16 protein-coding genes, 1 tRNA gene and 6 pseudogenes are annotated in these 21,759 nt (G+C 65.7%); 14 read left to right on the plus strand and 9 right to left on the minus strand.

Features of this window, described 5'->3' with window-relative positions:
* Positions 1 to 15 precede the first annotated feature (15 nt).
* The gene (locus tag CKW46_RS27020; protein ID WP_015357310.1) at positions 16 to 930 is read right to left on the minus strand and encodes a universal stress protein; all 915 of its coding nucleotides are present in this window, start codon (positions 928 to 930) and stop codon (positions 16 to 18) included.
* A 316-nt stretch (positions 931 to 1,246) separates the two neighbouring features.
* On the opposite strand from CKW46_RS27020, the pseudogene CKW46_RS27025 reads away from it, so the two are divergent.
* Positions 1,247 to 2,111, plus strand: a pseudogene (locus tag CKW46_RS27025) (serine/threonine-protein kinase); the annotation flags it as partial.
* 481 nt (positions 2,112 to 2,592) lie between these two features.
* Positions 2,593 to 2,796 carry a DUF732 domain-containing protein gene (locus CKW46_RS27030; protein ID WP_499018542.1) on the plus strand — a complete coding sequence of 68 codons (204 nt, stop codon included), beginning with the start codon at positions 2,593 to 2,595 and terminating at the stop codon, positions 2,794 to 2,796.
* A 39-nt stretch (positions 2,797 to 2,835) separates the two neighbouring features.
* Here the strand turns inward: CKW46_RS27030 and purD are convergent, their stop codons facing one another.
* The 5 genes and pseudogenes from purD to CKW46_RS27055 form a co-directional block, all read right to left on the minus strand.
* Positions 2,836 to 4,104 (minus strand): phosphoribosylamine--glycine ligase, encoded by a 1,269-nt coding sequence (gene purD / locus CKW46_RS27035; RefSeq protein WP_117436674.1) that lies wholly within the window; start codon positions 4,102 to 4,104, stop codon positions 2,836 to 2,838.
* A 38-nt stretch (positions 4,105 to 4,142) separates the two neighbouring features.
* Positions 4,143 to 4,568 (minus strand): carboxymuconolactone decarboxylase family protein, encoded by a 426-nt coding sequence (locus CKW46_RS27040; RefSeq protein ID WP_117436673.1) that lies wholly within the window; start codon positions 4,566 to 4,568, stop codon positions 4,143 to 4,145.
* A complete protein-coding gene (locus CKW46_RS27045; RefSeq protein ID WP_482052605.1) occupies positions 4,568 to 5,434 on the minus strand; it encodes an NAD(P)-dependent oxidoreductase in 867 nt (288 codons plus the stop codon). The genes CKW46_RS27040 and CKW46_RS27045 overlap by 1 nt, the downstream gene beginning before the upstream one ends.
* Before the next feature lie 46 nt (positions 5,435 to 5,480).
* Complete coding sequence (locus tag CKW46_RS27050) at positions 5,481 to 6,233, minus strand: SDR family oxidoreductase (protein ID WP_012396457.1); 753 nt, start codon at positions 6,231 to 6,233, stop codon at positions 5,481 to 5,483.
* 10 nt (positions 6,234 to 6,243) lie between these two features.
* Positions 6,244 to 7,714, minus strand: a pseudogene (locus tag CKW46_RS27055) (aldehyde dehydrogenase).
* A 205-nt stretch (positions 7,715 to 7,919) separates the two neighbouring features.
* Between CKW46_RS27055 and CKW46_RS27060 the strand changes: the two are divergent.
* The 8 genes and pseudogenes from CKW46_RS27060 (at position 7,920) to CKW46_RS27095 (ending at position 14,788) form a co-directional block, all read left to right on the plus strand.
* Positions 7,920 to 8,588 carry a TetR/AcrR family transcriptional regulator gene (locus CKW46_RS27060; RefSeq protein WP_012396459.1) on the plus strand — a complete coding sequence of 223 codons (669 nt, stop codon included), beginning with the start codon at positions 7,920 to 7,922 and terminating at the stop codon, positions 8,586 to 8,588.
* A pseudogene (locus tag CKW46_RS27065) lies at positions 8,585 to 9,813 on the plus strand (cytochrome P450). Before CKW46_RS27060 ends, CKW46_RS27065 begins: the two are co-directional and overlap by 4 nt.
* The gene (locus CKW46_RS27070) at positions 9,813 to 10,637 is read left to right on the plus strand and encodes an SDR family oxidoreductase (protein WP_015357316.1); all 825 of its coding nucleotides are present in this window, start codon (positions 9,813 to 9,815) and stop codon (positions 10,635 to 10,637) included. The pseudogene CKW46_RS27065 and the gene CKW46_RS27070 overlap by 1 nt, the downstream one beginning before the upstream one ends.
* Positions 10,634 to 12,004 (plus strand): annotated as a pseudogene (cyp51, locus tag CKW46_RS27075) (lanosterol 14-alpha demethylase). Before CKW46_RS27070 ends, cyp51 begins: the two are co-directional and overlap by 4 nt.
* Positions 12,004 to 12,211: pseudogene (locus tag CKW46_RS27080) on the plus strand (ferredoxin). Before cyp51 ends, CKW46_RS27080 begins: the two co-directional pseudogenes overlap by 1 nt.
* Before the next feature lie 5 nt (positions 12,212 to 12,216).
* Positions 12,217 to 12,762 (plus strand): nuclear transport factor 2-like protein, encoded by a 546-nt coding sequence (locus CKW46_RS27085; protein WP_012396463.1) that lies wholly within the window; start codon positions 12,217 to 12,219, stop codon positions 12,760 to 12,762.
* Between the two features lie 162 nt (positions 12,763 to 12,924).
* Entirely contained in the window at positions 12,925 to 14,052 is a 1,128-nt protein-coding gene (locus CKW46_RS27090) for an NDMA-dependent alcohol dehydrogenase (protein WP_482052606.1), read from the plus strand.
* A gap of 316 nt (positions 14,053 to 14,368) precedes the next feature.
* On the plus strand, positions 14,369 to 14,788 hold the full coding sequence (locus CKW46_RS27095; protein WP_011738796.1) for a ketosteroid isomerase family protein: 420 nt from the start codon (positions 14,369 to 14,371) through the stop codon (positions 14,786 to 14,788).
* A 1-nt stretch (position 14,789) separates the two neighbouring features.
* Here the strand turns inward: CKW46_RS27095 and CKW46_RS27100 are convergent, their stop codons facing one another.
* Positions 14,790 to 16,232 carry a hypothetical protein gene (locus CKW46_RS27100; RefSeq protein WP_240274344.1) on the minus strand — a complete coding sequence of 481 codons (1,443 nt, stop codon included), beginning with the start codon at positions 16,230 to 16,232 and terminating at the stop codon, positions 14,790 to 14,792.
* 487 nt (positions 16,233 to 16,719) lie between these two features.
* On the opposite strand from CKW46_RS27100, the pseudogene CKW46_RS27105 reads away from it, so the two are divergent.
* Positions 16,720 to 18,051, plus strand: a pseudogene (locus tag CKW46_RS27105) (PE-PPE domain-containing protein).
* A 4-nt stretch (positions 18,052 to 18,055) separates the two neighbouring features.
* Positions 18,056 to 18,460 carry an HIT family protein gene (locus CKW46_RS27110; RefSeq protein WP_011738794.1) on the plus strand — a complete coding sequence of 135 codons (405 nt, stop codon included), beginning with the start codon at positions 18,056 to 18,058 and terminating at the stop codon, positions 18,458 to 18,460.
* A 6-nt stretch (positions 18,461 to 18,466) separates the two neighbouring features.
* Here the strand turns inward: CKW46_RS27110 and CKW46_RS27115 are convergent, their stop codons facing one another.
* Both CKW46_RS27115 and phoP read right to left on the minus strand, forming a co-directional pair.
* Positions 18,467 to 19,912: a sensor histidine kinase gene (locus CKW46_RS27115; protein ID WP_015357321.1), complete on the minus strand. Its 1,446-nt coding sequence runs from the start codon at positions 19,910 to 19,912 to the stop codon at positions 18,467 to 18,469.
* 40 nt (positions 19,913 to 19,952) lie between these two features.
* Entirely contained in the window at positions 19,953 to 20,675 is a 723-nt protein-coding gene (phoP, locus tag CKW46_RS27120; RefSeq protein WP_012396471.1) for a two-component system response regulator PhoP, read from the minus strand.
* A gap of 161 nt (positions 20,676 to 20,836) precedes the next feature.
* Here phoP and CKW46_RS27125 point away from each other — a divergent pair, with 161 nt between their 5' ends.
* Positions 20,837 to 21,565, plus strand: a complete 729-nt coding sequence (locus tag CKW46_RS27125) for a hypothetical protein (RefSeq protein WP_011738791.1) — start codon at positions 20,837 to 20,839, stop codon at positions 21,563 to 21,565.
* A 27-nt stretch (positions 21,566 to 21,592) separates the two neighbouring features.
* A tRNA-Thr gene (locus CKW46_RS27130) sits at positions 21,593 to 21,667 on the plus strand.
* Positions 21,668 to 21,759: the final 92 nt, after the last annotated feature.

The raw sequence follows: 21,759 nt of genomic DNA on the forward strand, positions 1-21,759 counted from the left end.
TTCTTGCGCCGGGTGCTAGCCCTGCCTGGCGACGATCACGGGTGCGCGGACCGCGTGTACCACCGCGGTGCTGACCGACCCGAGCAACATCCCGGAGAATCCTCCGCGCCCATGGCTGCCGACAACCACAAGCTGGGCGGACTCCGCGTGCTCGATCAGGTGCTGGGTGGCACGGTTGACCACGACGACTCGACGGACCACCACGTCTGGATAGCGTTCCCGCCAGCCGACCAATCGCTCGGCCAGCGTTTCGTCGGCCGCCGCTTGCAGCTCCGACCACGACGTCCTGGTGGTGCCGGTCCAGTCCCGATTCGCCGCCGCGGGGATCTCGGCATCGGTCCAGGCGTGTAGCGCGACCAGTTCCGCACCCCGCCAGGAGGCCTCGTCGAAAGCGATGGCGGTGGCAAGCTCCGACGCCGGCGAGCCATCGATGCCGACCACAACCGGCCCCTCAACCGGTGGCGGGACTTCGCTGGGTACCACCGCGACCGGGCAGTGGGCGTGATGGACCAGCCCGGTGCTGACCGAGCCCAGCAGCATGCGCTTCACCAACCCCTGACCGCGACTGCCCACCACCACCAGGTCGGCTTTCCTGGACAGCTCGACGAGCGCGGGAACGGGTGACTGCGAACTGAGCTCATGGATGATGCGCAGACGATGATCGCCGGTGGCGTCCTTGACGATCTGCACCGCGTCGGCCAGAACCTGCTGGGCCCGCGTGTCCAGTTGCTGCAGAAGTTCATCGGGAGCCGGGTCACCGAACCATTCGACCTTGGGCGCAGCGTCCGGCACGTAGGCCGCAGCATGCACCACGGTCAGTGCCACGTTGCGCATCGTGGCCTCCTGGACGGCCCATTTCAGCGCCGCATCGGAGCCGGGCGAGCCGTCGATGCCGATGACGATTCCCGGATCCACTACCTCGCCGCCCATTCCGCCGCCTATCCCTTGAAAGCTCCGCTGCCTAGGTTCGACGCTAGAACCCGGTGGCGCGGTCGTCAGGAGGCATTCGTCCCAACCCTTAGGGACCAAACGACCTTTCACTTCGGCCCCGCGAATCCGGCACACCGCGTGACAACGGTGCCGCGAACCAGCGCCACGATGTTGCTCGCTGGTCGTCCGGCTCGCGGCGGCACCCGGCCATCAGGTAAGACTTTTCAATGAACCGGTGATGGCGTCATGGTAAACGGAACGTGAACTACCTAGACTAATCCCAGGCCAGCGCTGAGTCGGCGCCGGCAACACTGCAATGGACGGCGTGATGGTTGGACTAGTTCATCAAGACCCCGGCATCGGGTTGACTGCCGGAGAAATATTTGCCGGATACACCATCCTCCGGTTGCTGGGTTCCGGCGGCATGGGCGAGGTCTACCTCGCCAAGCACCCACGGTTGCCCCGCCACGAAGCGCTCAAGGTCCTCGGCGCCGGCGTCTGTGCCGACGACGACTATCGTCGTCGCTTCATCAGGGAGGCCGACGTTGCCGCCGCGCTGTGGCATCCGAACATCGTCCGGGTGAACGACCGGGGCGAACATGCCGGCGCTCTCTGGATCTCGATGGACTACGTCGAGGGAACCGACGCGGCGAGCCTGCTACGGGACCACTACCCGGTCGGCATGCCGGCAGATCAGGTGTCGACAATCATCGCGGCGATCGCCAACGCGCTCGACTACGCGCATCAGCACCATGATCTGCTGCACCGCGACGTCAGCCCGGCGAACATCTTGCTCAGCGACCCCGGCGAAGACGGCCAGAGAATCCTGTTGGGCGACTTCGGAATAGCGCGCAACATCGGCGACGCCAGTGGTCTGACCGCCACCAACATGACCATCGGAACGTTCCCCTACGCCGCGCCCGAACAGCTGATGGACGAACCGATCGACGGACGTGCCGATCAGTACGCGCTCGCCGCCACCGTCTACCACCTGCTGACCGGGACAACATTGTTCCCGCACACCAACCCGGCCGTGGTGATCAGTCGCCACCTGTCCACCCCGCCACCGGCGCTGGCCCAGACCCGCCCCGAACTCGCGGCCTTCGACCCGGTGCTGGCCGTGGCTCTGGCGAAGAATCCCGCCGATCGATACGCCCGATGCATAGATTTCGCGCACGCGTTCGCGCGGGCCGCCCGCTGTGGCCGGCACCCGAAGTCCTCGGCTTCGACCATGCCGGCACCTCTGGCGAGCAGGCCGGCCAAGGCCACCCCGGCGCCTCGAACCTTGGCTGACCGCGAAACGCCGCAACGGCGCGGTAGGTGGCGCATCTTCGCGGCAGCATCGACGGTGCTAGCGCTCACTGCCGTCGGCGCCAGTGGCTACTCGATCTCCAATGACACCACTGCCTCTGCGCACAGGACGCTGGCCGCATCCCCGGAACAAGGCCCTCCGCCGTCGCCGACCCAACCGGTGGCACAGCACCCGCCACCGCCGCGGCCCATGCCACCCGTGCCGGCCCCGCACCGAGTCGCGCCGCCACCACAGCGACCGGCCGAAACCCAGATCATTTCCGCGCCAACGGTTTCCAGAATTCCCGCGCCCGTTGTGGCGCCGCCGGCACCACCACATCCCCCAGCCCCGACCAGAGTTTCCTGTCCCTGGTGCCAGAGATTCCCGGTATCACCGTCACCGACCCCGCAACCGCGGCCGCCACCGGCCGTGCCGTATGCACCAGCCTGCAAAACGGGGGAACCCCCCATGATGCCGCCGCCGCGACCGTGAACAACACCGGAATCACGCCCGCACAGGCGTCCGCCGGCATCAACGCGGCGATCACCGCCTACTGCCCGCAGTACCAGGGATAGGAAAGCCGCCAAAGGGGCATCGCCCGCTCGGGAGGTGGGTTAGCCGCCGACCCTGCCCTGCGCGGCGAGCAGCCCAATGTCATTGCGGAAATGACTGCCCGACAGACGAATCGACCCCAGAATGCGGTACGCGTCCGCGCGCGCCGCGGCCAGGTCAGCACCGGTTCCCACCGCCGAGAGCACCCTGCCCCCGGATGACACGATCGCCCCGTCGTCGCGGCGTGCCGTGCCCGCATGCAAGATCCCGTCAGCGTCGGCGCCGACGATGACGTCGCCAAGGCGGGGCCGTCCGGGATAGTTCTCCGCGGCCAGTACCACCGCCACCGCGGCACCCTCGCCCCAGCGCAGTTCGCCGAATTCGGCCAGCTTTCCGCTACCGGCGGCGTGCAGTAACTGACCGAGCGGTGAGTCCAGCAACGCCAGCACTGCCTGGGTCTCCGGATCACCGAAACGGCAATTGAATTCGACCACCGCCGGCCCCTTCGCGGTGATCGCCAGGCCGGCGTAGAGCAATCCGGAGAACGGGCAACCACGCCGAACTAGCTCGGCCGCAACGGGTTCGATGATCTCGGTGACGACTTGCCGGTAGCTGTAGTCGGGCAGCCAGGGCAGCGGCGCGTAGGCGCCCATTCCTCCGGTGTTGGGGCCGGTATCACCTTCTCCGACCCGCTTGAAGTCCTGCGCCGGTAGCAGCGGCACCACGGTCTCACCGTCGATCACGCAGAACAGCGATACCTCGGGGCCGTCCAGATACGACTCCAGCAGCACCGGGCGCCCCGCTTCCAGCAGCCCGGCAGCGTGTGCCCGGGCGGCATCACGCTCCGGTGTGACCACCACACCCTTGCCCGCGGCCAGGTGGTCGTCTTTCACCACCCAGGCCGGGTCACCGGCGGGCGGCCCGAATCGATCGAGAGCGGCGTCCAAGCGCGCGGGGTTATCGACGATCTCGCTGCTGGCGGTGCGTACCCCGGCCGCGGCCATCACCTCTTTGGCGAACGCCTTGGATCCCTCGATGCGCGCCGCGTCCTTGCTGGGGCCGAAACACACGATTCCGGCCGCGCGAACGGCGTCGGCCACCCCGAGGACCAGTGGCACCTCCGGGCCGATAACCACCAGGTCGGCGCGCACCTCGCGGGCCAGCGCGACGACGTCGTCACCGGAGGTGACATCGACATCGTGTTGCTCGGCCAGCCGGGCGGTGCCCGCGTTCCCGGGAGCGACAACTAGCCCGCTGACCTGCGGGTCGCGGGCGAGTGCCAGCAGTAGAGCATGTTCACGGGCACCGGAGCCGATCACCAGGACGCGCACGGGGCAAGCCTAGCGGGCTCACCCGGCCCGGTACCGTCTCAGTCCGGCTTGCCGCCCGAGTGCATCTTCAACGCGTCGTCGACGTTGCCCTTCTTGTCCTCGCCGGCGCCCTTCTTACGCCGCGCCACCACGGTGTCGACCGCACCATTGAGCCCCGAACCCAGCGGAAACCCGCGGTAGTGGGTGAGGAAGACCGCCATTTCCTTCAGTTCGGCCTCGGTGAGTTCCCCGTTGAGCAGCGCGGCGTTGATCTGGATCTCGGCCAGGTCGCGATTTCCGATCGCCGTCACCGCCGTCAGCGTCATGAGACGTCTGTCGCGCATCGACAGCCCCGGCCGGGTCCAGATCGTGCCGAAGAGGTGATCAACGGTCAGGTCGAAGTACGCGTCACCCTCGATGTTGGGCATCTCCCAGCCGTAGACCTCGTTCATCTTGTCCAGGCCCTTGCGGCGCAGTTCGTCCATTACGCGTCCTTCTGTGTGTGCGGTACCCCAAGACCGGGCGCAAGCCGCTCCAGCGCGAGCCTAGCCAGCGGCAGATCGACCGACAGCGCCTCACCCAACGCCAGCGCCAGCCCCAGATCCTTCTCACCAAGATCGCGGGCGTGCACAAATCCGTCGTACAGGAAATGGCCAGGCTCAAGGTCTTTCGTGTTATCACGGAACATGATCGACCCGGCGCCGCTGGTCAGTTTGTCCGTGTGGCGCACCACGTTGCCCAGATCCTGCAGGTTCACCCCACTTGCCTCGGCCAGCTTCCAGGCCTCGCCGACGGCCGCATAAATGGTGAAGGTCAGCATGTTGCGGGCCAGCTTCATTCGGGTGCCCGCACCGGGCCGGCCGGCATGTACCACCAGCGTTGCCCAGCACGAGAACGGCTCTTTGACCCGGGCAAAGACGTCGTCGCCGGCCCCCACCATGGTGGCCAGTTGGCCCTTGCTAGCGGCTCCCGCACCATCGCTGACCGGCGCGTCAATGACGTGAATCCCGCGCGGGCGCAGTTCCCGCGCGAGTTCTTCGGCGGTGGTGTCGCTGATCGTGGAGTGAATCGCAATGATGGTGCCCGCGCGCGCGTGTGCCGCCAGACCGTTCGCACCGGTGATCACCTCACGCACCTGGGCGTCGTTGAGCACGGTCACGCTGATGATGTCGGCGCCGGCGACCTCGGCGACGCTGGCGGCGGCGCTGGCGCCGGCTTCGGCCAACGGCGTCATCGCCTCGGCCCGGACGTCGTAAACCACTAGGCCGCCGGGCCAGTCGAGCAGGCGTTTGGCCATCGGGGCACCCTGGTTGCCCAGACCGATGTACCCGAGTTTCGGGTGCTCAGACATGTGCGCCGCTCCTTGTCATCGCTTGGCTTTGCATCGTCTCCGGTGGCTACGAGCGGATGATCTGGCCGCCATCGACATTGAAGATCTGCCCCGTAATCCAGGAGGCCTGGTCGCCGAGCAAGAACAGGCACATCCCCACCAGGTCCTCGGGAGTCCCCATCCGGCTCAACGGGATCTGCTTGACCATGTCCTTGACGAACTCGCCGGGCGTGACGGTTCTGGTGGCTTCGGTGTCGATCGGTCCCGGCGCGATCGCATTGATCCGGATCTTCATTCCGCCAAGCTCACGGGAAAGCTGTTGGGTAAGCCCGTTGACCCCGACTTTGGCCAAACCATAGAAGTTCGAGTACAGCCACGCCGCCGTCGACGACTGGTTCACGATTGCCCCGCCACCGCGTTTGGCCATGTGCTTGTACACGGCGCGCGTGCACACCAGCACCCCGTCGTGGTTGACGCTCATGAACTTCTTGTAGTAATCCAACGGCACCGTCAGCAGTAGGTCGAGCTTCATGCCGCCGTAGATCGCGGCGTTGTTCACCAGGTAGTCGATGCCGCCGAACTCGCTGACCGTACGATCGGCCATCGCCCTGGCCGACTCCTCATCGGAAACATCCACGGGCACATGAATTGCCGTGCCACCGTCGGCGACAATCTGCTTTGCGGTCTTCTCGGCGGCCTCGGCATTGATGTCGGCGACGACCACGCGCGCACCCTCGCGAGCCAGGGCGTCCGCATACGCCTGGCCAATACCCTGCGCCGCCCCGGTAACGATCGCCACCTTGTTCTCGAACTGTCCCACGCGTTCTCCTCTAGTTCGCCGCAGTCGCAATCAGCTTGGTTTCCAGGTACTCCTCGAATCCGGCGAGGCCCATCTCACGCCCGATCCCGGATTGCTTGTATCCCCCCGAACGGCGCATCAGCGCAATACCAAACCCCGCCGTTGACGTTCACGGTGCCCACCCGCAGCCGCGCGGCGACGTCGGCGGCTCGCTGCGGGTCACCGCCATAAACGGTGCCCGACAAGCCATACGGTGAATCGTTGGCGATGCGCACGGCGTCATCGTCACCGTCGTGGGCAAGCACCGTGAGCACCGGACCGAAGATCTCTTCGCGCGCGGGCCGGGCATCGTTGGTCAGACCCGCGATCACCGTGGGCTCGATGAAGTAACCGACCTGCCGGCCGGCCAGCCTCCCGCCGCCGCAAGCGAAGGTTCCGCCTTCGGCGATCGCCAAGTCGAGATAACCCTGTACCCGGTCCCGCTGCCGTTGCGAAATCAAAGGACCACAAACCGTTCTGGCATCATCAGGATCGCCGGGCTTGATCGACGACATGGTCCCCGCAGCTATTGCGACGGCCTCGTCGTAGCGGGCACGCGGCACCACCAGCCTGGTGGTGATCGCACACCCCTGCCCGGCATGCATGCTTGCGGTGAAGGCCGATACCGAGTTCGCCGCGGCCAGGTCGGCGTCATCGAGCACGATGAAGGCCGATTTGCCACCCAGCTCCAAGAACATTCTCTTGATGGTGGCCGCCCCATCGGCCATCACACTGCGGCCGGTCGCGGTGGATCCGGTGAACGAAACCGTGTCCACGCGAGGGTCTTTGGCCAACAGATCGCCCAGGCCGTGTTCGCTGGAGGTGACGGTGTTGACGACGCCGGGTGGGATGTCGGTGCAATCGGCGATCAGTTCGCCGAGCACCGCCGCGCACCACGATGTGTCCGGTGCCGGTTTCAGCACGACGGTATTGCCCGCGGCTAGCGCGGGGCCCAGCTTGGCGAGGTTGATCTGGTGCGGGAAGTTCCACGGCGTGATGGCGCCGACGACGCCCACCGCCTCGCGAACGACGGTGCGCCGCGTCGGGATGCCCATGGGCGCCGCCGCACCGAGATCCTGTTTCCAGGAATAGGATTCGGCGGTGTCGGCAGAAAAGGCCAGGTCATTGACCGGACCCTCCAATTGAGCGGCGGCGGTGAGCATCCGCGGCGCCCCGACTTCGGAGATGGTCAGCGCGCGCAGCTCCTCGATGTGTTCACGCATCGCGTCACGCAGCTGCCGCACGCATCGCACCCGCAATTCGGTGTTGCGCGACCAATCGGTGTCGTCGAATGCGCGGCGCGCAGCCTCGATCGCCCGGTCCATGTCACCCGCATCGGCATCGGCCGCCACGCCGAGCGTTTCCTCGGTGGCCGGGTTGACGGTCGCAAAAGTACCCGCCGCACCCTCGCAGCGCTTGCCATCGATGAACAGTGAGCTGACTCCGTCGGCCAACAGGGCCATCTACCGCTCCCGCCTCCATGCTGATGAAGGACCAATCTAATGGACAACTGTCCGATATCGATGGGCCAACCATAGCTTCAAGCGCGGCGACGGTGCAAGGTCCGGCCCCGCCGGCGACCGCCAATCCCCCCGTTTATAGATGTTAGGACCGCATTTTCAGGCACAGGGGTTGCCTCGCCTCGTAACCATCCTCTAGCTTGGACATGTGTCCAGCGATGCACTGGTTACGGTCACCGACCAGCAACAGCACGAGTCCGGAGATCGGCGGCGCAACCGTCGCCAGGAGGAGACCTTTCGCCGGGTGCTGGCAGCTGGCATGGACACCTTGCGGGCGAGCTCCTACCCGGACCTGACAGTCCGGATGGTGGCGGCCCGCGCCGGGGTGTCCCCGGCCACCGCATATACCTACTTTTCGTCGAAGAACCACCTGATCGCCGAGGTCTATCTCGACCTGGTGCGCAAGGTCCCCTTCTTCACCGACGTCAACGTCGCGATGCGCGATCGGGTGGTACAGGCGCTGCGGCACCTGGCCCTGGTGGTAGCGGATGAACCCGAGGTGGGGGCCGCGTGCACGGCGGCGCTACTGGGCGGCGGCGCCGACCCCGCGGTGCGCGCCGTGCGCGATCAGATCGGCGCCGAGATCCATCGCCGGATCGCCTCGGCCATCGGTCCTGGGGCGCAACCCGGCACCATCGCGGCGCTCGAAATGGCATTTTTCGGCGCGCTGGTACACGCCGGCAGTGGGGAGTTCACCTATCACGAAGTTGCCGACCGGCTGGCCGACGTCGCGGTACTGATCCTGGTCGGCGCGGGGCAGGCGGCCCCCGGCGACGATTTGGCAGAGCCAGCCGCCGAGGCGGGCGAGGACGCATGAGCGTGCACGTGGGGGGACCCGAGCTGGTCCTTGATCCCTATGACTACGACTTCCACGAGGATCCGTATCCGTACTATCGGCGGCTGCGCGACGAGGCCCCGCTCTATCACAACCAGGAGCTCGGGTTCTGGGCGCTGTCCCGGCACCGCGACGTGCACCAGGGATTCCGCAACAGCACCACGCTTTCCAACCGCGACGGAGTTTCGCTGGATCCGGTGTCACGCGGGCCCCATGCCACCAAGACGATGTCATTCTTGGCGATGGACGACCCGGCCCATCTACGGCTGCGCACGCTGGTCTCGAAAGGCTTTACGCCAAGGCGGATTCACGAGCTGGAGCCGCGGGTGACCGAGCTGGCCGTGGCGCACCTGGACACCATGCTGGACATGGCCGGCGGCTCCCAGACGGTCGACTATGTGGCCGAATTCGCCGGCAAGCTGCCGATGGATGTGATCTCCGAGCTGATGGGCGTTCCGGTCGCCGATCGCGATCAGATCCGGGCGATGGCAGACGGGGTGATGCACCGCGAGGACGGTGTCACGGATGTGCCGGCGTCGGCCATCGAGGCATCGAGGCATCGATCAACCTCATCGTCTACTACCAGCAGATGATCGCCGAGCGGCGTAAGAAGCCCTCCGACGATCTGACCTCCGCGCTGCTGGCCGCCGACGTCGACGGCGACCGCCTCACCGACGAAGAAGTGCTCGGTTTCATGTTCTTGATGGTGATCGCCGGAAATGAGACGACGACCAAACTTATCGCCAATGCCGCGTTTTGGGGCCACAAGAACACCGATCAACTGACACCGATCTACGCCGATCTTTCTCGAGTGCCGCTGTGGGTCGAGGAAACCCTGCGCTATGACACCTCGAGCCAGATCCTGGCCCGCACCGTCGTCGGTGAACTCACCCTCTACGACACCACGATCCCCGAGGGGGACGTGGTGCTCCTGTTGCCGGGCTCGGCCCACCGTGACGAGCGGGCATTCCGGGATCCCGACGAGTACCTGATCGGGCGCGAGATCGGCTCGAAGTTGCTGAGTTTCGGTAGTGGCGCGCACTTCTGTCTGGGAGCACATCTGGCTCGGATGGAAGCCCGGGTGGCACTGACCGAACTGTTCAAACGAATCCGTGGCTACCAGGTCGACGAGGGCAACGCCGTGCGGGTCCACTCCAGCAACGTCCGCGGATTCGCTCACCTGCCGATCACCGTGGAGGTCGCCTGATGCCTCGCTTCCAGCCCCACCCGGATCGCCGGCCCGCGATCGTCGCCGGCGCGTCATCGGGAATCGGCGCCGCCACCGCGGTCGAGCTGGCCGCCCATGGCTTTCCGGTTGCGCTGGGCGCGCGGCGGGTGCAGAAGTGTGAAGAGATCGTCGAGAAGATTCGCGCCGATGGCGGCGATGCCGTCGCGCTGGCCCTCGATGTCACTGACGCAGATTCGGTCAAGGATTTCGTGCATCAGGCCACCGAGCGGCTCGGCGACATCGAGGTGCTGGTCGCCGGCGCCGGCGACACCTACTTCGGTCGACTCTACGAAATCGGTACCGAGACTTTCGAATCGCAGGTCCAGATCCATTTGATCGGGGCGAACCGGCTGGCCACCGCGGTTCTTCCGGGCATGCTCGAACGCCAACGCGGGGACCTGATCTTCGTGGGTTCGGATGTGGCGCTGCGCCAGCGCCCGCACATGGGTGCCTACGGCGCGGCCAAGGCCGCGCTGGTGGCAATGGTCACCAACCTGCAGATGGAATTGGAGGGCACCGGCCTGCGTGCGTCGATCGTGCATCCCGGCCCGACCAAGACGGCGATGGGCTGGAGCCTGCCGGTCGAGTCGATCGGCCCGGCACTCGAGGACTGGGCCAAATGGGGTCAGGCGCGCCACGATTACTTCCTGCGAGCATCCGATATCGCCCGGGCCATCACATTCGTGGCGGAAACACCCAGGGGTGGGTTCGTGGCCAACATGGAGTTGCAGCCGGAAGCCCCGTTGGCCGCCACCACGAACCGTCAGCAACTCAAAGTCGATGAGAAGGCCAAGGATTCATGACGACAGCGATCGTGCCGCGAGTGTCCGGCGGCGAAGAGGAACACGGACATCTCGAGGAGTTCCGCACCGATCCGATCGGGTTGATGCAGCGGGTGCGCGACGAATGTGGCGACGTGGGCTGGTTCCAGTTGGCCAACAAGCACGTCGTCCTGCTCTCTGGCGCTAAGGCCAATGAGTTCTTTTTCCGCTCCAGCGATGAATAACTCGACCAGGCCGAGGCCTACCCCTTCATGACCCCGACCTTCGGCAAAGGGGTGGTGTTCGACGCCAGCCCCGAGCGGCGCAAGGAGATGCTGCACAACTCGGCATTGCGTGGCGAGCACATGAAAGGGCATGCCACGACCATCGAACGCGAAGTGCATCGGATGATCGAGAATTGGGGCCAGGAAGGCGAAATCGACCTGCTGGAGTTCTTTGCCGAACTGACCATCTACACCTCGACCTCGTGTCTGATCGGCACGAAGTTCCGCAACCAGCTCGACTCCCGGTTCGCGCACTTCTATCACGAGCTCGAGCACGGCACCGACCCGCTGTGCTACGTGGATCCGTATCTGCCGATCGAAAGTTTCCGTCGGCGAGACGAGGCCCGAAAAGGCTTGGTGGCGTTGGTCCAGGACATCATGCACCAGCGGGTCGCCAACCCGCCGACCGACAAGCGTGACCGCGACATGCTCGACGTGCTGGTGTCGATCACCGATGAGCAAGGCAATCCGCGGTTCTGCGCCGATGAGGTGACCGGCATGTTCATCTCGTTGATGTTCGCCGGGCACCACACCAGTTCGGGTACCTCGGCCTGGACGCTGATCGAGCTGCTGCGCCACCCCGACGCGTATGCCGCCGTGATCGATGAGCTCGACGAGCTCTACGCCGACGGCCAGCCGGTGAGTTTCCACGCGCTGCGCCAGATTCCACGGCTGGAGAACGTGTTGAAGGAGACGCTGCGGCTACACCCGCCGTTGATCATCCTGATGCGGGTGGCCAAGGGCGAATTCCAGGTCGAGGGTTACCCGATTCACGAAGGTGAACTGGTTGCGGCTTCACCGGCGATCTCCAACCGGATTGCCGAGGACTTCCCCGATCCGGATGAGTTTGTGCCCGAGCGCTACCAGGAGCCGCGGCAAGAGGATTTGATCAACCGCTGGACCTGGATCCCGTTCGGCGCCGGACGGCATCGCTGCGTGGGTGCGGCATTCGCCACCATGCAAATCAAGGCGATCTTCTCGGTATTGCTGCGCGAGTACGAGTTCGAGATGGCGCAGCCCGCCGACAGCTATCGCAACGACCACTCCAAGATGGTGGTTCAGTTGGCGCGCCCCGCCAGGGTGCGCTACCGCCGCAGAAAATTGAGCGACAACCGGGGCCACTGATGAGCTACCGGATTGAGGCCGACCTGGATCTGTGCCAGGGCCACGCCATGTGCGAATTGGAGGCACCGGACTACTTCCGGGTGCCCAAGCGAGGCAAGGTCGAGATCATCGATCCCGAGCCCCCCCGAGCAAGCCCGCCCAGAGATAGAGCAGGCGGTGCGAATGTGTCCAACCCAAGCACTATCGATCAAAGCGAAAGAAGACTGAGGACGATGGCGTCGTTCGAACGTAGCGAACTTGAACAGTGGGTGCAGTCCTGGCTTCAGGCCAACAGGGACTGCGAGGCTGCGGGCGACTGGAAGCCACTGGCCGACTTCTACGCCCCCGATGCCACCTACGGATGGAACATCGGCCCGAAGGAAGACGTGATGTGCGTCGGGATCGACGAGATCCGCGACGTCGCGCTCGGGTACGAGATGGAGGGCCTTCAGAACTGGCAGTACCCCTATCAGAAGGTCATCATCGATGACCGGCAGGGCGAGATCGTCGGCTTCTGGAAGCAGGTCGTCACCGACGGCGACGGCGGCCGACAGGAGATCTACGGCATCGGCGGCAGCTGGTTCCGGCTCAACGCGGACAAACTCATCGAGTGGCAGCGCGACTTCTTCGACTTCGGGCACGTGCAGGCGCTGTACCTGGATCTGATGAAGGCCGGGAAGCTGTCCGCGGGCATGCAGCGGCGCATCGAGCGCAGCCTCGCCGGTGAGCGGCTTCCCGGCTACTACCCGCTGGGTAAGACGCCCGTCCCGATCTGGTGACCCGGGTACGGCCAGCCGCTCCATGCACCCAACCAAGCATTTGTTTTGTTGCGCGCGCTATGCTGGCCGAAAAGAGTGTCCTGTGGCACTCGTCACTACTGCCTGGGCGTCCGCGTCCGGCAGTTCTGATCAATTCAATGGCGAAATGAGGTCAGGTCCAACGTGAAGACAAAAGGCGCTCTGATCTGGGAGTTCAACCAGCCGTGGTCGGTCGAGGACATCGAAATCGGCGATCCGGTCAAAGACGAGGTCAAGATTCAGATGGAAGCGGCGGGCATGTGCCGCTCCGACAACCACCTGGTCACCGGCGGCATTCCGATGGCGGGTTTCCCGGTCCTGGGCGGACATGAGGGCGCCGGTGTCGTGACCGAGGTCGGCCCCGGTGTGGACGACATCACCCCCGGCGACCACGTGGTGTTGTCCTTCATCCCGTCCTGCGGCAGATGCCCGACCTGTCAGGCCGGCCTGCGCAATCTCTGCGACCTGGGGGCGGGGTTGCTGGCCGGCGCCGCGGTGTCCGACGGCACCTTCCGCATCCAGGCCCGCGGCCAGAACGTCTACCCCATGACCCTGTTGGGCACCTTCTCGCCGTACATGGTGGTACACCGCAGCTCGGTGGTGAAGATCGACCCAGCCATTCCTTTCGAGGTCGCCGCCCTGGTGGGTTGCGGCGTCACCACCGGCTATGGCTCGGCAGTTCGTACCGCCGACGTCCGCCCCGGCGACGACGTCGCCATCGTCGGTCTTGGCGGGGTCGGCATGGCGGCGCTGCAGGGCGCGGTGACCGCCGGCGCCCGCTACATCTTCGCCGTCGAGCCGGTGGAGTGGAAACGCGACCAGGCGCTCAAGTTCGGCGCCACCCATGTCTATCCCGACATGGAGGCGGCGCTCATGGGGATCGCCGAAGTCACCTACGGGCTGATGGCCAAGAAAGTGGTGATCACCGTCGGCGAGTTGCAGGGCTCCGACATCGACACCTACTTGGCGATCACCTCAAAGGGCGGTACCTGCGTGGTCAGCGCGATCGGCAGCCTGCTGGACACTCAGGTCAACCTGAACCTGGCAATGCTGACCCTGATGCAGAAGAACTTGCAGGGCACCATCTTCGGCGGCGGTAACCCGCAATACGACATTCCGCAACTGCTGTCGATGTACAAGGCGCGCAAGCTCAACCTCGACGACATGATCACCCGCCAGTACCGGCTGGAACAGATCAACGAGGGCTACCAGGACATGATTGACGGCAAGAACATTCGCGGCGTCATCCGCTTCACCGACGCCGACCGGTAGGCCGCTCGGCACGAGGCGCGTGGGCCTGGGTGACCCGCTTTCCGCACCTGTTGGCGCCGGGGCGAATCGGCGCCATGGCGCCGCGCAACCGGCCGGTGAGGTCTGCGATGGAGACGAGGTTCGACACCACCGACGGGCGGCCAGCCCAGCGCACCCGTGACTGTTTCGCGGCTCGCGCCAGAGGTGGCGTGGGTCTGATCACGGTGGGTGCCAACGGGGTTGATCACCGGCACCCCGACACTCCCGGTGGCCTGCATCTGGCCACCGACGCGGCGGTGCACGCGCCGCGCGCGCCATTTGACGACAGGAGATAGCGATGACCCAAACCGCCCAGTCCCCCGCATTGGCGGCCTCGCAGGCGTCATGGCGCTGCGTTCAAGCCCACGACCGCCAGGGGTGGCTCGCCTTGATGGCCGACGACATCGTCATCGAGGATCCGATCGGCAAGTCCGTGACCAACCCGGACGGCACCGGGGTGCGGGGCAAAGATGGTGTGGCGAACTTCTATGACACCAACATTGCGGCCAACCAGCTGTCGATCACCTGCGAGGAGACCTTTCCGTCGAGTTCACCCAACGAGATCGCCCATATCCTGGTGCTGCGCAGCAGGTTTGACGGCGGCTTCACCAGCGAGGTCCGCGGCGTGTTCACCTATCGCGTCAACGACGAGGGGCTCATGACCAACATGCGCGGATACTGGAACCTGGAGATGATGAAGTTCGGCAACCAAGAATAACTCATCCGATACGGCCGATTCCGGTGATGTTGCCCTGCATGATCTTGTTGTCCATCAGGACCATGCAGGCCGTTTGGATCGGATCACTGAGGATGGTGGCCGATTTCGGTTGCTGTAGCAGCACTCGACCGTTGTTCGGATCGATGACGGCAAACGCGAAGACGTCCAGCGGGGTGGTGTTGTCCAGGCCGATCCGCGTGATGGTGTAGATCAGGCCGTCGGCAATAGACAGGTGGGGCAACGCCGCACTGCGAGTACTGCTGTCCCACACGGTGCGACATCCGGTGGGCTCGACGTCGACCCGAGTCATTCCCCCGACGAACGGCGCGGTCGGGGGCACCGCGGGGCCCGCGCCCGCCGGCACCGCCGGATACGGGTAGCCGTAGGTGCTGGCGATGAACATGGACGTCCCGGCGCCGATGGGCGAGTTCTCACTGCCCGGCCCGCCTTGAGTCAGCACCGGCTGCTGGCAGATCAGGTTGCCCGTTCCGGACTCGTAGATCAACGCGTGCACCAGCGGGTCAGCGTTGTCGACGATGGTCAGGTAGTCCGCACCGGTGGGCCCGAAATAGGTTGGGGTGGAACCGGTGCCCCAGCTGAGTTGTCCCGGCTTGCGAGCCGGGCCGCGATCGTAGGGCTGCCGCCACAGCACCTGCGGATTGCCGACGCCGTCCAGGTTGAGCTCGTAGAGAGCGGCGGTGGTGGCCACGCCGACGCGGTTGGCCGGCGAGGCCGAGATGCTGTTGGCGACTTGCTCACCGGGGTCCAACTGAACGCTGGCGACACCACCGCCCACCTTGGCCACTCCGACCACGCCGCTGCCGGTGGCGAACCACACATTTCCCAGGTAGTCGGGGACCACACCCACGGACTGATCGCCGGCCGGGATGGCACTGGACACGTCGGTGGACTCGGTGATGCTCAATTGCCAGCAGCCCTTGCTGTCCTTGGCATGAGCGATACGCAGTAGGTGGTTGGTCCCGTCGATCATCACCAGCTGGTTGTTGTTGTCCAGGTAGGCATACACGCCGCCGAGCAGACCTCCTTTGGCGATGCCGAGGCTCGCCAGCGGTATGACATGTGGAACCAGGCCGCCGGGATCGATCAGATAGACGATGGGGGCCTGGGTGATGTCGTTGGTGCACAGGGCCAACACCAATCCGTCAGTCCCCTGGGTGATGCTCGGACAGGCGGCCAGCAGCGGGTAGGCAAAGATCGGCGCCAGCCGCGCACCGGGGCCGGGGAGCGGGCCCGCGTCTGCCGATCCGGCGTCATTGTGCATGGACGCCAATCCATTCGGCGCCATGAACGGGTTGGGCGGGGCCAGCGGACCGAATGCGGCGGCGGCGTGCGTGGCGGGCGGGAAGACGGCGGGCAGCGCCGAAATGGCACACTCGGTAAGCAATGCCGTGGGTATGGCGAGCACTGCCGCAGGAAACCGCACGTAGGTCCCCTCCCGTGTATTGGGTCACCGAGGATCTTGACGAACGCGGAAAACGACACGGCCACATCGGGTTAACGATTTTGTCTCGAAAAGACTTGTGACCAGTAACATGATGGTTGAGTTGTCCGAAAATCACTGTGCGACTGTAATTTCGGATATTTCGACCGGGCAGGTTCGGCGCTCCGAATGCCGCGCGCCACGGCAATCCCATCAGACCAGAACGAATGAGATGTGCCCCTTGGCGCCCTGGATCCGGCCGGGAGAGCCGATGACGCACCGACCCGATGACGGACTACAAGGCTATGAAGTCCCGGCAGTCCTGCCCAAAAGTCGGCGCCAGGGTCCGGCCTGCGAGTAACCTCATGGCCACAGATTGCGCGAGGGCCGACGATCGGCACGCCTCCCTCGTGCTCTCGAGGAGAGACCCGTGTCGTATGTCGTTGCAGCGCCCGATTTTCTGAGCACCGCGGCCGAGGATTTGGCCGCGATGGGGTCGGCGGTCAGCACGGCCACCGCAGCGGCCGCCCGATCCACGACTCTGCTGCTGGCCGCGGGCGCCGACGAAGTCTCCACCCACATTGCGGCGTTGTTCAGCACGCACGGCCTGCAGTATCAGCTGGCCAGCGCCCAAGCGGCGGAGTTTCACGAGCGGTTCGTGCTCACCTTGGCGGCCGACGCCAACACGTATCTGACCACCGAGATCGCCAACGCGCAGCGATGTCTGGCCGGCGCGATCAACGCCCCCGCCACGGCGCTGCTCGGGCACCCGCTGCTCGGCGCCGACCCGACGGCCTCGGCCAGCACCGCAGCCACGCCCGCCGGGGGTGCCTCGATGGCGCCCGCGGCGGCAGGCACCAGGATTACGGTCCCGGGGGCCGGACCGCTTTACTATCCGAGATTCCTCACCGAGCTGCCCTATCTGGGACAGGCACTCCTGCTGGGCATTCCGGGGCCGAGTTCGGCGTCGATCCTGCAGGGATATGACTTGATCAACCATGCGATCGGAGAAAACTGGTTCCCCGACACCATCGCTTCGGTCATCAACTATCCGGCCAGCATCGGCATCCTCAGCGGCAGTCTAGCCGCCCCCGACACCAACACGGCCGTCGCCATCGGAACGCGGATGCTCCATGAGCAGATCATGAGCGCGGTGACCAATGGCAGCGGGTTGCCGGTGCACGTGGCCGCACTGTCACAAGGCACCATCGTCGCCAACCGCGAGTTGGCTTACCTGGCAACCGACCCCAACGCGCCACCGGCCCATGCCCTGGAGTTCGCCTTGTTCGGCAGCCCTGAGCTCGGTTTGGCGCACATCTACTTGCCCGATGGCCTGACCGTGCCGTTGATCAACTACACGGTGCACGGCCTGTCCAACACCCAATACGACGTCAGCGTGGTCAATGGCCAATACGACTTCTGGGGCAATCCGCCCGACCGGCCATGGAATCTCCCGGCCTGGGTGAACTCCCTGTTCGGGGCCGCCTAGTACCACAACACGTCATCGTTCGCCTCGCTGTCGGACGCGGTCGAAGTGTCCAGCGTGACCACCTCGCTGGGAGGCACGATCACGACGTACCTGATCCCGTCCCCGACGTTGCCGATGCTGTTACCGCTCGAGCAGATCGGTGTCCCGGCGCCGATCGTCGCGGGCCTCAACTCGGTGCTGGCACCGATCGTCAACGACGGATACTCCTCGCTGACTCCCAACGCCGGCCCCTACTTCTCGCAAGGAGCGCTGGTCGGTCTGCCCAGCGCGGCCGATGTGCTGGGGTCCTGGCCATGGCCAGCGCTGGGGTCAGTGACGGCACACATATGCTGAACCAATGGCATCGATCTTCACCAAGATCATCAACCGTGAACTGCCCGGCCGCTTTGTCTACGAGGACGACGACGTCGTCGCGTTCTTGACGATTGAGCCGATGACCCAGGGCCACACGTTGGTGGTCCCGCGCGCCGAAATCGATCAGTGGCAGACCGTGGACGGCGCGGTATTCGGCCGGGTGATGGAAGTCAGTCAGCTGATCGGCAAGGCGGTGTGCAAGGCGTTTGGCACCGAACGCGCCGGCGTCATCATCGCCGGGTTAGAGGTCCCACACCTGCACATCCACGTGTTCCCCACCCGCCACTTGAGCGACTTCGGTTTCGCCACCGTCGACCGCAATCCGTCACCGGAATCACTGGACGAAGCGCAAGCCAAAATCAAAAAGGCGCTATCGGAGCTGACCTGAATCGGTCTAACTGACCGGCTCGGTGAGTTCCACCGCCGCCTCGCTGACGCGCGGCAGCGTGACGCGAAAGCAACAGCCCTCCCCCGGCGCGGTCGTCAGCGTGACATCGCCGCCGTGCGCCTTCACCAGGGAGTGGACGATCGACAGACCAAGCCCGGTCCCACCACTGGCGCGGGCGCGCGAAGAGTCGGTCCGGTAGAACCGCTCGAATACCCTGGCCGCGTCCTCCGCGGGCATCCCGGGACCTTTGTCGGCCACTTCCAGGACCGCGTTCTCGCCAGCCGTGCCGACCCGCACGGTGACGTCGGCGCTGTCGGGCGTGTGCTGCAGCGCGTTGCCGACGAGGTTGCTGAGCACCTGGCGCAACCGGGGCTCGTCGCCGAGCACCTCCGGTGTGCCCGGGCCCTCCAGGACTTCGACGGTGATGGCGCGCTTCCGGTCGATCGCCCGCGCATCGTGCACCGCATCGGCGGCAAGAACCAGCAGGTCCACCCGGTTGCGCTCCAGCGGCCGTTGCACGTCCAGGCGGGCCAGCGTCAGTAAATCGTCCACCAGCAGGCCCATCCGGCTGGCTTCGCTCTCGATCCGCGACAGCAACATGGCCACATCGCGCGCCGCGCCCTGGCGATACAGCTCGGCGAAGCCGCGGATCGTGGTCAGCGGGGTACGTAGTTCGTGGCTGGCATCGGTGATGAAACGCCGCATCCGTTCTTCGGAACTGCGTGCCTTTTCCGCCGAATCCTCCGACGCCGCCAGCGCTACTTGGATCTGGGACAGCATTCCATTCATGGCGAGCGAAAGCTGGCCCACCTCGGTTCGGGGATCACGTTCTGGCACACGGCGATCCAGCTGACCCGAAGCGATGGCCGCGGCGGTCTGCTCGACTTCGGACAGCGGCCGCAGGCTGCGTTGCACCACCGCGAAGCCGGCCAGGCCGACCACCACAAGTACCCCGGCCCCAATACCGATCTGCAGCCAGACCAGCGACCGCACCGTGTGCTGAACGTCGGACAGATCGATGGCCACCGTCGTCAGGCCGCCCTGCGGCCCGTGCACCGAGACCGCCCGCCACTCGATGTTCGAGCCGTTCACCGAGGGCAGCGTCGTCGGATCCGAACCCACGTCGTTGTCGGCGGGCAGCGCCGGCTCGGCGTTGCGGTCGTTGATGGCCGTCATGGCCCGACCGTCGGGACTGATGCTGCGCACGTAGAACTTCGACGGAGGCCGGGCCGGGTCGGGGCCTTCAACGCTGGGCATCGAATGCCGCCAGGAGGCTTGCGCCCAGGTGCGCGAGGCTTCCAGCAGCGTCGAGTCGATCCTGCTGACCAGGCTGTGTCGCAGGATCGAGGTGACCGCCACGCCCGAGGCCAGCAGGCCACACAACACCAGGGCGAGGGTGGCCGCGACCAGACCCACCCGGAGCGGCACTGCGCGCGGAAGACGTTCGGCCATCGCGGCGCTCCTCCCTAACCTGCCGGGCTAGGGAGCACGCTCATCGCGGCTCCCGCAGCACATAGCCGACCCCACGCAAGGTGTGCAGCAGCCGCTTGTCGCCGGTATCGATCTTGCGCCGCAGATACGACACGTAGGACTCGACGACGTTGACGTCGCCACCGAAGTCGTAGCGCCACACATGGTCGAGAATTTTCGGCTTGCTCAGCACCGTGCCCGCATTGATCACGAAATAGCGCAACAAGGTGAACTCGGTGGGCGATAGCGACACCGGCTGGCCGGCCTTCCACACTTCGTGGGTTTCCTCATCGAGCTCGATATCGGCGAACGTAAGGCGGGAATTGCGCGGCTCTGCGCTGCCCTTGCCGGCGCGGCGCAGAATTACCCGCAACCGAGCAACGACCTCTTCCAGGCTGAAGGGCTTTGTCACGTAGTCATCGCCGCCCAGGGTCAGCCCCGCGATCTTGTCCTGCAGCGAGTCCCGGGCGGTCAAGAACAGTGCGGGTGCATCGATGCCGTCGGCCCGCAGCCGCCGCAGCACACCGAAGCCGTCCATCCCGGGCATCATCACATCGAGAATCACCGCGTCCGGGCGGGTTTCCCTGGCCCGATCCAACGCCTGCGCGCCGTTGGTCGCCGTGTGCACCTCGAATCCCTGAAACTTCAGACTGACCGAGAGCAGCTCGACGATGTTGTCCTCGTCGTCGACAACGAGGATGCGCGCTTCTGGTGTGGTGGCCTCGCCCGGGGTTGTGGCTGTCATGACATTAATTCCTGCAACATGCAGCTGAAAGCTTGCTTAACGTTCATTGTGTACTTCCTGAAAGCTCGTTGACAGTCACCCGCTAATAGTCTGCCAGGAATAGTCGTGCCTGCCCGAACCCGGACGCAATTATTGCGGCGCGTCGTGAATAGACTCACAGAATGAACGTCGGCCAAAGCCTGGTGGCCTTTGCCACCGCCCCCGCCCGCGCCGGTCTCGCCGCCGCTGAGGCCAGCCTCAACCTCGCGGGAGCCGCCGTCGGCCTGGCCAAGCAAGCGCTCGGCGAAACCAGCACCGATGCCGGCAACAACGCCATGGCCAGCGTGCTCGGCATCGAGGACGCGATCGTGCGCGCCAACCGGCTGGCCAAGCTGCTCGACGAGGATGCGCCGTTGGGGCGGGCGATCGCGCCCAACGGCCCGATGGACCGGATGCTGCGCCCGGGCGGGGTGGTCGACCTGCTGACCGCGCCCGGTGGTTTGCTCGACCGCGTGACCGCCGAGGGCGGCGCGATGCATCGCGCGCTGCAGCCGGGCGGGCTGGCCGATCAACTGGTCGCCGAGGACGGCTTGATCGAGCGGGTCCTTTCCGAGGACGGGCTGGCCGATCGGTTGCTGTCCGAAGGTGGTCTGGTCGACAAGCTCACCGCCAAGAACGGGCCCCTCGAACAGCTCGCCGATGTGGCCGACACCCTGGCCCGGCTGGCCCCCGGCATGGAGGCGCTGGAGCCGGCGATCGAGACCCTGCAAGACGCCGTCGTCGCGCTCACCATGGTGGTCAACCCGCTGAGCAGCATCGCCGAGCGCATCCCGCTGCCGGGCCGGCGTCCCGCGCGCCGTTCGTCCTCACGCCCGGTGCGCTCCCAGCGAGTGGTCGACGCCGACGAGTGAGGGGTTAGGCTGGCAGCGGTCTTACCGGCCTCCTTAGCTCAGTGGTAGAGCACTCGCCTTGTAAGCGAGCGGTCGTCAGTTCAATCCTGACAGGGGGCTCCACCTGGCGCCCGGCAGCAACCGCCTCGGGGGCAGCACCAGCCTCGATGGCCGGGTAGGGTCCATTGGCGAGCGCGCCATGGCGATCCAACCCA

The sequence above is a fragment of the Mycobacterium liflandii genome (assembly GCF_022354805.1).
In the GTDB taxonomy this organism is placed as follows: domain Bacteria; phylum Actinomycetota; class Actinomycetes; order Mycobacteriales; family Mycobacteriaceae; genus Mycobacterium; species Mycobacterium marinum.